General features: G+C 72.4%; 9 protein-coding genes and 1 pseudogene. 3 read left to right on the top strand and 7 right to left on the bottom strand.

Translation table 11 applies throughout. From position 1 onward, the window contains the following. Positions 1 to 111: 111 nt before the first annotated feature. Together AC069R_RS15395 and AC069R_RS15390 are read right to left on the bottom strand one after the other, a co-directional pair. A pseudogene (locus AC069R_RS15395) lies at positions 112 to 1,507 on the bottom strand (LacI family DNA-binding transcriptional regulator). A gap of 30 nt (positions 1,508 to 1,537) precedes the next feature. Beyond that, the gene (locus AC069R_RS15390; RefSeq protein ID WP_478767413.1) at positions 1,538 to 1,852 is read right to left on the bottom strand and encodes a DNA-binding protein; all 315 of its coding nucleotides are present in this window, start codon (positions 1,850 to 1,852) and stop codon (positions 1,538 to 1,540) included. A 20-nt stretch (positions 1,853 to 1,872) separates the two neighbouring features. Here AC069R_RS15390 and AC069R_RS15385 point away from each other — a divergent pair, with 20 nt between their 5' ends. Next, positions 1,873 to 2,109 carry a M23 family metallopeptidase gene (locus AC069R_RS15385; RefSeq protein ID WP_478767297.1) on the top strand — a complete coding sequence of 79 codons (237 nt, stop codon included), beginning with the start codon at positions 1,873 to 1,875 and terminating at the stop codon, positions 2,107 to 2,109. Positions 2,110 to 2,190: 81 nt separating this feature from the next. Here AC069R_RS15385 and AC069R_RS15380 read toward each other — a convergent pair whose 3' ends face one another. From AC069R_RS15380 to AC069R_RS15360, 5 genes are all read right to left on the bottom strand, one after another. Next, the gene (locus tag AC069R_RS15380) at positions 2,191 to 2,715 is read right to left on the bottom strand and encodes a hypothetical protein (RefSeq protein WP_478767296.1); all 525 of its coding nucleotides are present in this window, start codon (positions 2,713 to 2,715) and stop codon (positions 2,191 to 2,193) included. Positions 2,716 to 2,913: 198 nt separating this feature from the next. Continuing rightward, on the bottom strand, positions 2,914 to 4,590 hold the full coding sequence (gene ctaD, locus AC069R_RS15375) for an aa3-type cytochrome oxidase subunit I (RefSeq protein ID WP_478767412.1): 1,677 nt from the start codon (positions 4,588 to 4,590) through the stop codon (positions 2,914 to 2,916). A 216-nt stretch (positions 4,591 to 4,806) separates the two neighbouring features. Continuing rightward, complete coding sequence (locus AC069R_RS15370) at positions 4,807 to 5,775, bottom strand: SseB family protein (RefSeq protein ID WP_478767295.1); 969 nt, start codon at positions 5,773 to 5,775, stop codon at positions 4,807 to 4,809. 70 nt (positions 5,776 to 5,845) lie between these two features. Further along, positions 5,846 to 6,505 carry a vitamin K epoxide reductase family protein gene (locus tag AC069R_RS15365; RefSeq protein WP_478767294.1) on the bottom strand — a complete coding sequence of 220 codons (660 nt, stop codon included), beginning with the start codon at positions 6,503 to 6,505 and terminating at the stop codon, positions 5,846 to 5,848. Between the two features lie 273 nt (positions 6,506 to 6,778). Next, entirely contained in the window at positions 6,779 to 7,066 is a 288-nt protein-coding gene (locus AC069R_RS15360) for a metal-sensitive transcriptional regulator (protein WP_478767293.1), read from the bottom strand. 104 nt (positions 7,067 to 7,170) lie between these two features. Between AC069R_RS15360 and AC069R_RS15355 the strand changes: the two genes are divergently transcribed. Both AC069R_RS15355 and AC069R_RS15350 read left to right on the top strand, forming a co-directional pair. Continuing rightward, positions 7,171 to 9,225, top strand: coding sequence for an NAD(+) synthase (locus tag AC069R_RS15355; RefSeq protein WP_478767292.1), 2,055 nt, complete (start codon positions 7,171 to 7,173; stop codon positions 9,223 to 9,225). A 105-nt stretch (positions 9,226 to 9,330) separates the two neighbouring features. Beyond that, positions 9,331 to 11,151: a potassium channel family protein gene (locus tag AC069R_RS15350; protein ID WP_478767291.1), complete on the top strand. Its 1,821-nt coding sequence runs from the start codon at positions 9,331 to 9,333 to the stop codon at positions 11,149 to 11,151. The last annotated feature ends 234 nt before the right edge of the window (positions 11,152 to 11,385 follow it).

Below are 11,385 nucleotides of genomic sequence, written 5' to 3'. Positions count from 1 at the left end.
GGCCGCCCACTGGGTCTGCAACACCCGCAAAGGAGATGCCTGACGGCCAGGAGAGGCCCAGCCCTCCGCAGGGGAGGACCGGGCCTGATAGCTCTTGGCCGGGTAGCGAGGTCAGGCAGCCCTGGCCAACAGCAACCGGTCGAGCACGGCGACCGGTGACCTCGGGCTCATCGCGCGGCGAGGGCTGCCTCCCACTGTTCGGTGAGACCGAGCATGAGACGGCGGCGCATGCCGGATGTGACGTGGGCGTACCGCGCGGAGACCGAACCATCGAGATGGCCCATGCGCTCGTCCATGAGCACCTTCTCCGTGCCCAGGTCCTCCATCATCGTCCGGTGGGTGTGGCGAAGGCCGTGGGGCGTGAGTCCCTTGGCTATCGGGAGCCAGCAGGCGTCGGCCCGTTCGCTGGCACCCCGGCCCCGCGCCGGGACGCCGGGCCAGGGTTCGCCGAGCAGGGGTACCGGCCGTGGCTCCTGTGGCGCCTTCTTCGGGTACCAGCCGGAGACCGCCGGCGTGAACAACCAGGTCGCGAAACCGTTCCTGCGCCAGTGGGCGGCATGCTCCGGCACGACACCGCCCCGCACGAACCCGAGGTCCGCGATGGCCTGCTCGACCCTCGCTCGCATGGCCTCGGTGACGCGTTCTGGGTGGTTGAGGACGTTGGACACCGTGCCGGTCGAGACGCCGGCACGACGGGCGACGTCGACGAGCTTCGCGCCCTGGTGGCCCCTCGTACGGGCTGCGCCCTGTCCTCGGAAGACGTAGGTCTTGCCGTGGCAGGGGCACGGCACGGGCTTCGTGCGGGCGATGTGGTTGGCGACCAGCGCGGACAGCCAGTCCATCGAGTCGATGGTGCGGTAGCTGTCGTCCTTCGGCGGGCAGCGCACCAGCTCCCCTGTATCGAGCTCGTACAGCTGCCACTCGACACGGACGGCTCCAGGGCGGACGAACGCGGTCTCCAGGCCGACGATCCCGCCCCAGCGCATGCCGGTGTACCCCTTGAGGACCACAGGGACGAACTCGTCGTCGCGGCCAGCCGAGCAGCCGGGTTGGACGTGATCAGGCCCTCGTCGATCGCGTCCTCGAAGATCAGGTGGAGCGTCGAGCGCCAGGTCTTGACGCTGGAGGCCGCGTAGAGGGCCTTCTCCTTCTTCTCCCACAGGTCGACGTCCGTGCGCAGGATGCCGGCGAGCGCCTTGTCCTCGAACTCGGGGAGGAGGTGCTCCTCGATGTGGCGCTTGTAGTTCTGCATGGCCGAGGCCGCCAGGTCCTGGGCCTCGTACCAGCGGTTCGCGTACTCGCCGAAGGTCTCTTGGCCGAGGGCCGGGTCGCGCCAGTCGCCGCGACGGTACTACTTGTTCTCGACCTCAGCCGCTGCCCGTTGGGCCTCGCCCTTGGCGGCGAACCTGATCGCCTTGCCGTTTTCGTCGACGACGGTGTTGTGCTTGCCGGGCGCGACCTTGTACCGGCCGCGCCAGTAGTTTCCGCGCTTCTCCGCGAAACCCACGTTCCGCTGTCCCCCGCTTCCTTTCCTCGGCTACGGCAGATTCGATCGGGTCACGCGACAGCGCCGTACTGTGCGCGGCGGGCGGGCCCGCAGGCGGGTCGTCGGAGCAACGACACGGCGGCGAGGTTGCGCGGAGCCGGTCTGCGTACCGGGCTCGGAGAACGGCTCGGTCGCCCGTGCGGCTGCCTGCGCGGGCTGGGCCGGCCGCTGCTCGTAAAGGCGGATGATCTCGGCGAGATGCTCGGCGGTGAAGCGGTAGGCGCGGCCGACCCGGGTGTGCGGTATCAGGCGCCGTCGCGCGCGGTCCTCGACCCACCAGGCCGAGCAGCCGAGGGTGTCGGCGATCTCCTCGGCGCGGTAGCGGCGTGTGGATCGACACGGGCGCCGAGATCGTCAAGCTCGCCCAGCTGCGGCCGGGCACCGTGACCGTGGCCGCGGGTGATGTCGTACGGGCCGGTCAGCCGCTCGGCGAGGCCGGCGAATCGGGGAACAGCAGCGAGCCGCATCTGCACATCCACGCCGAACGGGACGGCCTCGGCCTCGACCTGGAGTTCCGGGGGATCAGAGGTTCGTTGTACCGCGGGCGGACCGTGCGTACCTAGGTGACGCCGCATACGGGAGGAGCGGGCGGGGCGCACGGGTGGGTGAGGGAGAGCGGCCCGCCCGAGGCGGGGGCGGGGTGGTCAGTGAGAGTGGCGGCGGTGGCGGATGTGGGTGGTGGCCAGGGTGGTGAAGAGGGTCAGGATGGCGGTGGGGGTGGTGAGGGTGGTCAGCCAGGCGGTCGGGGTGGTGGGGGCCTCGGCCAGGAGGAGGGTTGCGGTGGTCAGGCCGGTGGTGAGGAGGACGGCGACCACGTAGCGGGTGCGGTCGGGGGGCGGTGGGGTCTGGGTGGGGGTCAACTCCGTCCAGTGGGCGGCGGCTTCGCGGGTTTCGCGGGTGTGGAGGAGGGACGAAGAGACGAGGAGGGCGAGGGACAGGAGGGCGCCCGTCGTGGCGGCGGTCGCCGGCCAGGCCCAGGGGGTCGTCGTGAAGAGGAGTACGGCGACGGCCGCCGCCGTCGACCACGCCGTCACGCAGGACGCGGCCCGCACCCTGCGGGACACCGGGCGGTCGGCGCCCGCGCGGAGGTCGGCGAGGGCCGGGAGGTACCAGACGCAGCCAGCGGCGGTCACCGCGGTGGTGGCCAGGGCCGGTACGGGGTGGGGCATGGCTGGGGTCTCTCTCTTTCGGGCTTCCGGGCTCTTTCGGGCTCTTTCGGGCTCTTTCGGGTTCTTTCGAGGTCGAGGGGGCCGGGCGGCGCTCAGCAAAAGGCTTTCGGCGGCTGGCGGCGGGTCTCCACGCTCCCGCCGCCGCCTGAGGGGAGCGAGCACCATCCCGCCGTCTCTGCCCCAAGGGCCTCCGTGGGACTACGGGGTTTCCAGAAGCTCCAGGGCCGCGATCTCCGGGTGGTGCAGGTCGAACGCCGGGGATTCGCTGCGGATGCGGGGCAGGGTGGTGAAGTTGTGGCGCGGGGGCGGGCAGGAGGTCGCCCACTCCAGGGAACGGCCGTAGCCCCAGGGGTCGTCCACGCCCACCGGCTCGGCGTACTTGGCGGTCTTCCAGACGTTGTAGAAGAACGGAAGGATGGACAGGCCGAGGAGGAACGAGCCGATCGTGGACAGGGTGTTGAGGGTGGTGAAGCCGTCGGTCGCGAGGTAGTCGGCGTACCGGCGCGGCATGCCCTCGGCGCCCAGCCAGTGCTGCACGAGGAAGGTGAGGTGGAAGCCCGCCGTCAGCGTCCAGAAGGTGATCTTGCCGAGGCGTTCGTCCAGCAGCTTGCCGGTGAACTTCGGCCACCAGAAGTGGAATCCGGCGAACATCGCGTACACGACCGTACCGAAGATCGTGTAGTGGAAGTGGGCCACCACGAAGTACGAGTCGGACAGGTGGAAGTCCATCGGTGGGGAGGCCAGGATCACGCCGGTCAGACCGCCGAAGACGAAGGTGATCAGGAAGCCGGTGGCCCAGAGCATCGGGGTCTCGAAGGAGAGTGAACCCTTCCACATGGTGCCGATCCAGTTGAAGAACTTCACCCCGGTCGGCACCGCGATCAGGAAGGTCATGAAGGAGAAGAAGGGAAGCAGCACGCCGCCGGTGACGTACATGTGGTGCGCCCAGACGGTGACCGACAGGCCGGCGATGGCGATCGTGGCGCCGATCAGGCCCATGTAGCCGAACATCGGCTTGCGGGAGAAGACCGGGATGATCTCGGAGATGATGCCGAAGAACGGCAGCGCCAGGATGTAGACCTCCGGATGGCCGAAGAACCAGAAGAGGTGCTGCCACAGCAGGGCGCCGCCGTTGGCCGCGTCGAAGATGTGGCTGCCGAACTTGCGGTCGCACTCCAGCGCGAACAGGGCCGCGGCCAGGACCGGGAAGACGATCAGGACCAGGAGCGCGGTCAGCAGCACGTTCCATACGAAGATCGGCATGCGGAACATGGTCATGCCGGGCGCGCGCATGCAGATGATCGTGGTGATGAAGTTGACCGCGCCCGCGATCGAGCCGAAGCCGGACAGCGCCACGCCCATGATCCACAGGTCGGAGCCGAGCCCCGGCGAGTGCACGGCGTCGGACAGCGGGGCGTACAGGAACCACCCGAAGTCCGCCGCGCCGTCGGGCGTCAGGAAGCCGCCCGCCGCGATCAGCGAGCCGAACAGGAACAGCCAGAAGGCCAGCATGTTCAGCCGGGGGAACGCCACGTCGGGCGCGCCGATCTGGAGCGGCATGATCCAGTTCGCGAAGCCGGTGAACAGCGGCATCGCGAACAGCAGCAGCATGATCGAGCCGTGCATGGTGAAGGCCTGGTTGAACTGCTCGTTCGTCATGATCTGGAGTCCGGGCCGGGCCAGCTCGGCGCGCATCAGCAGCGCCAGCACGCCGCCGATCAGGAAGAACGCGAACGCGCAGACCAGGTACATCGTCCCGATCTGCTTGTGGTCCGTGGTGGTCAGCCACTGGATCCAGGTGGGCCGTGCGCGTCGTACGGCGGCGGGCTGCCGCGCGCCGGCCCCGGTGACCCCGGCGCCCGGCCGGTCGGTCATCACCTTGTGTATCTGTGCCTCGTCCACCGGACGGCGTCCCTCCCAGCTGTGCGTGTCGGAGCCGGCCGGGAAGCGCCACGCGTGCGGGTGGTGGACCCGGCGCTTCCCGGCCCGCCACATGATCGGCCCGCGGGCACCCCCCGCCGATAGGGCCCAACAGGCCCGGCCGCGGCCCTCGGCAGGGCCGGGTGGCCCTTCTTGCCCCGCTCGCACCGGTCAGTGGCGGCGGTACAGCGGGGTGCCGAAGACCGCCCTGTCCGCCGGTACGACCGCGAGGTCGAGGCCCCGGTCAAGACGCGCCCGCAGCAGCGGGTCCCCGGCCAGGTCGGCGGCCAGGTCCCGTACGGCTCCGGCCAAGTTGTGGGCGGCCGCGGGCAGTTGGCCCTCCGTCCCGGACGACGCCGGTACGACGACGAGCCGGGCGTCCGTGTCCCCCGTGGCCGGCAGCAGGTGGGCGCGGCCGACGGCGGGGTGGCAGGCCAGGATCGTACGCAGGGCGCCGGCGATCTCGGGGTCGCGCGGCGGGGGCAGATGAGGGCGGCGTTCGGCGACCGCGCGCAGGGCGGCGCCGGAGAGTTCGTAGAAGACCGGGCCGCTCAGGTCGATCAGGAGGGTCTCGGCGCCCGCGTGCCAGGCCGCCTCGACCGCCTTGCAGGCCGGTACCGGTGCGGGGCGGGCGTCGGGGCGCCACCGGGCCAGCGCGTCCAGGCCGGTGAAGGCCGGCAGCCCGCGGCGGCCGTCGGGCAGGCACAGGGTGGCGACCGCCATGGCGCTCGTCTTCCCGCCCGCGCGGCCGTCCGGGGCCTCGCCAGCGCCGCCGTCCGGGCACTCACCCGCCCCGCCGTCCGGGCGCTCGCCCTCTCCGCCGAACGGGCGCTCATCCTCTCCGCCGTACGGGCTCTCGCCCGCGCCGCCGTACGGCCGCTCACCCCCTCCGCCGTACGGCCGCTCACCCCCTCCGCCGTACGGGCCCTCGCCCGCGCCGCCGGCCGGGCCGGTCTCCGTCCTGCCGAGGACGGCGACGACCGGTACCAGCAGGCGGGCGTTCGCGAGCAGGGCGAGCAGGGTGGTCTCCGCCGTGGTGGAGGGGGCCTCGGACCAGGTGGTCAGGGCGGCGGCGAGGCGGGGGTCGGGTGAGCCGTCGTCGCCCGCAAAGCCGGGATCGGGGATGTTCTTGCGCTCCATCGCGCGACGCTAACCGGGGCAACGCGCGGGCAGGCAGGGCCGGTTGGCCCCGGTCGCCGTGGAAACGGGGTCACAGCAGCGACACCCAGTAGTCCCACCACCGGGTGGCGATCAGCATCACGATGGCCAGGTACCAGGTCAGCGGCACCACCCAGTGGAACTCCAGCACGCCCGCCACCACGGCGCGCGGTGCCCGGATGACGCCGTGCGTCAGGTTGTGCGCGGTGGTGTACCAGAACATCGCGATGGTGGCCGCCCAGGCCAGGCAGCACCACAGGCACAGCGCGCCGATGTCGTACAGGGCCTGGCTCATCAGCCACATGCAGAAGCCCGCGCCGAATGCCGTGCCCGCGTTCAGGCCGAGCCAGAACCAGCGCCGGAAGCGGGCGCCGGCCAGCAGGGCGAAGCCGGTGGTGACCACGACGGGGTACGCCGCGAGGCCCAGCAGGGGGTTGGGGAAGCCGAAGACGGACGCCTGGGCGCTGCGCATCACGTTGGAGCAGGACAGCACCGGGCTGAGGTTGCAGGAGGGGGTGAAGTGCGGGTCCTGGATCAGCTGGATCTTGTCGAGCGTGATCACGAAGGAGGCGAGGATGCCGAGCGCGCCGGTCACGATCAGCAGCCAGGCGCAGGCGCGGGAGGCGGTGGTCGTGGTCTCGGGCGGGACGGTCCGGCTGCCGCGCCGGTCCCGCTGCCGGGGGGTGGCGCCGGTGGTCGTGTCGCTGGTCATCGGGCGTTCCGCCTTGCCGGTGGTGGTCGGGGGCCGACGGACCAGTGAAGTCAGGGCGGGCGGGGGGCGGCTAGGGCCGAACGGCCCGCGCGCGGGTGTTCGAGCGCCGCCAGGAGTCACGCAGGCGAGCGCACCCAGGGGTCACGAAGGCGAGCACCCCGGTGCCCCGCCGGCGAGCACCCAAGAGTCACGCAGGCGAGCACCCCGGAGCCCCACTGGTGAGCCCCCGGAAGTCCCACCGGTGAGCCCTCAGGAGTTCCAGCGGGCCGCGCCTCACGCCAGCGACAGGAACAGCCGCTCCATCCGTGCCTTCATCGCCTCCGCGTCCTCCCCGTTCCTGCGGCCCGACTCGATGTCGGCCACGCACTGCTGGAGCCCGGTGGCGATGATCGCGAAACCGGCGCGGTCCAGCGCCCGCGAGGCGGCGGCCAGCTGGGTGACGACCTCCTCGCAGTCCCGGCCCTCCTCGATCATCCGGATCACCCCGGAGATCTGGCCCTGCGCACGCCGCAGCCGGTTCAGGACGGCCTTCAGGGACGCGCCCTTGAGCTCCAGTTCCACGCTCACTCCTCCAGCAAATACCCCTAGGGGTACTGTACGTCCGGATTCGGGGCCAAGGCGAGCGCCCGCGACCGCCGTGGCACGGAAGTTCTAGGCTTCCCCCTGTGAACTTCTGGTCGATCTATCAGCATGGCTTCGCGCGCATCGCCGCGTGCACGGGCCACACCGTCATCGCCGACCCCCGCGCCAACGCCGAATCGGTCCTGCGCCAGGCACGCCGGTGCGCCGGGGAGGGCGTCGCCGTCGCCGTCTTCCCGGAGATGGTGCTGTGCGGCTACTCGATCGAGGACCTGCTGCTCCAGGACCCGCTGCTGGACGCGGTCGAGGCGGCCCTGGCGGAGGTGGTCGCCGGGTCCGCCGACCTGCTGCCGGTGCTCGTCGTCGGCGCCCCGCTGCGCCACCGCAACCGGATCTACAACTGCGCGGTCGTCGTGCACCGCGGCAAGATCCTCGGCGTGGCCCCGAAGTCGTACCCGCCGAACTACCGGGAGTTCTACGAGCGCCGCCAGATCGCCGCGGCCGACGACGAGCGCGGCGGCACCATCCGGGTCGGCGGCGCGGACGTGCCGTTCGGTGTGGATCTGCTGTTCGCCGCCGACGACGTGCCCGGACTGGTGCTGCACGCGGAGATCTGCGAGGACATGTGGGTGCCGGTGCCGCCGAGCGCGGAGGCGGCGCTCGCGGGGGCGACGGTGCTCGCGAACCTCTCCGGCAGCCCGATCACCGTGGGCCGCGCCGAGGACCGCAAGCTGCTGTGCCGCTCGGCCTCCTCCCGCTGCCTGGCCGCGTACGTCTACGCGGCGGCCGGTCTCGGCGAGTCGACCACCGACCTGTCCTGGGACGGGCAGACGATGATCTACGAGAACGGGGTGCTGCTGGCCGAGTCCGAGCGCTTCCCGCTCGGCGAGCAGTTCGCGGCGGCCGACGTCGACCTCGACCTGCTGCGGCAGGAGCGCAGCCGGATGGGCAGCTTCGACGACAACCGCCGTACCCACGCCGCCCGCACCGGCGACTTCCGCACGGTCTCCTTCGTGCTGGACCCGCCGCTCGCCGCCGACCTGGGGCTGCGGCGCCGGGTGGAGCGCTTCCCGTTCGTGCCCGCCGACCCCGACCGGCTCGCCCTGGACTGCTACGAGGCGTACAACATCCAGGTCGAGGGGCTCCAGCAGCGGCTCGGGGCGATCGGCGGCCCCAAGGTGGTCATCGGCGTCTCCGGCGGTCTGGACTCCACGCACGCGCTGATCGTCGCCGCCCGCGCGATGGACCGCGCCGGGCGCCCGCGCAGCGACATCCTGGGCTTCACCCTGCCCGGCTTCGCGACCAGCGACCACACCAAGGACAACGCGCACCGGCTGATGCGGGCGCTCGGCATCACCGCGGCCGAGCTGGACATCACGCCGACCGCGCGGCTGATGCTCAAGGAGATGGGCCACCCCTTCGCCGAGGGCGAGCCGGTGTACGACGTCACGTTCGAGAACGTCCAGGCGGGCCTGCGCACCGACTACCTGTTCCGGCTGGCCAACCAGCGCGGCGGCATCGTGCTCGGCACCGGCGACCTGTCCGAGCTGGCGCTCGGCTGGTCGACGTACGGCGTCGGCGACCAGATGAGCCACTACAACGTCAACTCCGGCGTGCCCAAGACGCTGATCCAGCACCTGATCCGCTGGGTGATCAGCAGCGAGCAGTTCGACGCGGAGACCGGCGAGATCCTGGCCGCGATCCTGGACACCGAGATCAGCCCGGAGCTGGTGCCGGGCGAGGAGATGCAGTCCACCGAGTCGAAGATCGGCCCGTACGCGTTGCACGACTTCACCCTCTTCCACGTGCTGCGCTACGGCTTCCGCCCCTCGAAGATCGCCTTCCTGGCCTGGCACGCCTGGCACGACCCGGCCTCCGGCGCCTGGCCGCCCGGCTTCCCCGAGGCCAAGCGGGGGGCGTACGACCTCGCGGAGATCGTGCGCTGGCTGGAGGTCTTCTGCCGCCGCTTCTTCGCGTTCGCCCAGTTCAAGCGCTCGGCCATGCCGAACGGGCCCAAGGTCTCGGCCGGCGGCTCCCTCTCCCCGCGCGGCGACTGGCGGGCCCCCTCGGACGGCAACGCGCGGGTGTGGCTCGCGGATCTGGCGCGGTTCGACTTCGAGCAGGCGGCGCAGGGACGCTGACCGTCCGTCAGCCGCCGCGGCGGCAGTGGAACCAGGTGTCCCGCTGAGGCAGTCTTTCCCCTCGTGGCGAGTGTTCCGTTTCAAGGGGGACCCGGCGCACCCCACATGGTGGTGTGCGGGGACGACGGGCTCGCGCACCGGCTGGCGGCCGAGTTGCGCGGGGTGTACGGCGAGCAGGTCACCCTCGTGGTGCCGCCCGCCGAGCGCGCGGCGAGAGGGCCGGTGGTCGGCCGGGCGCGGACCGCGTCGGCGGCGCTGCTCGACCGGATGGTCAACGCGGCGGTCGGCGGCCGGCCCGGCGGGACGGGCGGGCCGGCGACGGCGGGGGCGGCGTCCGCGGTGGGTGGTGCGGGCGGTTCGGGCGGTTCGGGCGGTGAAGCCGTGCTGGAAGCCGGGGAGTTGACCGAGGCGGTGCTCGCCGAGGCTGGGGTGGGGCGGGCCACCGCGCTCGCGCTGGTGCACGACGACGACGAGACCAACATCCGTGCCGCGCTCACCGCCCGCCGGCTCAACCCGCGGCTGCGGCTGGTGCTGCGGCTCTACAACCGGCGGCTCGGCCAGCACATCGAGGAACTCCTCGACCAGGCGGCGGCGTTGGCGTACGACGGCGGGGACGACGCGGGCGCGGAAGCCTCGACCACCGTGCTGTCCGACGCCGACACCGCCGCGCCGGCGCTGGCCGCGACCGCGCTCGCCGGCACCAGCAAGGTCGTGCAGACCGAGGGCCTGCTGCTGCGGGCGGTGGAACGGCCGCTGCCCGCCGACTCCGGGCTGCACACCCTCGCCCTGCTGTCGGTGAACGACCCCACCGGGGCGGCCGGCGGGGACCAGGAGCCGCGGCTGCTGCCGGCCGACGAGGAGGTACGGGGGGCCGCCGGGCGGACGGCGATCGTGCTGGAGCAGGTCTCGACGGCGGGCGGCCCGGAGTCGGCGGCGGGCGGGGCGGGGGTCGTCCCCTGGCTCAACTCGCTGTTCTCACGGCGGCTGCGGTGGTCGCTGGCCGGTCTGGTCGGCTGTGTGCTGGCGCTGGCGATCGCCCTGTGGACGGTCACCGGGATCCATCCGGTGCGAGCCTTCTACCTCACCCTGCTCGACATGTTCGCCATCGACGACCCGGCCCTCGGCGCGCCGCTCGGCCGCCAGCTGCTCCAACTCCTGTCCGCGCTGGTGGGGTTGCTGCTGCTGCCGGTGCTGCTGGCCGCGGTCCTCGAAGTGCTGGGCACCTTCCGCACCGCCACCTCGCTGCGCAGGCCGCCGCGCGGGCTCGGCGGGCATGTGGTGCTGCTGGGCCTCGGCAAGATCGGCACACGGGTGCTGACCCGGCTGCGGGAGCTGAACGTGCCCGTGGTGTGCGTCGAGTCCGACCCGGAGGCGCGGGGACTGGCGACGGCGCGGCGGCTGCGGGTGCCGGTGGTGCTCGGGGACGTCACGCAGGAGGGGGTGCTGGAGTCCGCGAAGATCAGCCGGGCGCAGGCACTGCTCGCGGTGACCAGCTCGGACACCACGAACCTGGAGGCGGTGCTGTACGCGCGGACGGTACGGCCGGAGCTGCGGGTGGTGCTGCGGCTGTACGACGACGACTTCGCCACCGCGGTCTACCGCACCCTGCGTGCCGCGTACCCGCACGCCCTGACCCGGAGCCGGAGCGTGACGCATCTGGCGGCGCCCGCGTTCGCCGGGGCGATGCTCGGCCGGCAGGTGCTCGGCGCGGTGGCGGTGGAGCGGCAGGTGCTGCTGTTCGCCGCGGTCGACGTGGACGGCCATCCGATGCTGGAGGGCCGGACGGTGGGCCAGGCGTTCCGCCCCGGCGCCTGGCGGGTGCTGGCGCTCGCGGGCCGTAGCGACACCCCCGCGGACCATGTGCTGGCGAAGGGGGACCGCGTGGTGGTCGCCGTCACCCGCCGCGGCCTGGCCACCCTGCGCTGACCCCGCCCACCGCCTCCCCCACCTCGCCCACCCACCACCCGACTCGGTCGGCCAAGAGGTCACCGGCCCGGGCACCGGCTTGGAGAGGGCGAGGCGAAGACCGGAACCGGTGACAACCCGGCGGGGGCCGAGGCTGAGACCGGAAACGGCGGCGAACCGGAGCCGGAACCGGAGACCCGGAGACCGGAACCGGTGGCGGGACGGGGGCGGAATCGGTGGCGGGGCGGGGGCGGA

The sequence above is a fragment of the Streptomyces sp. NPDC043952 genome (genome assembly GCF_056435325.1).
This window is presented reverse-complemented; position numbering and strand designations above follow the sequence as displayed.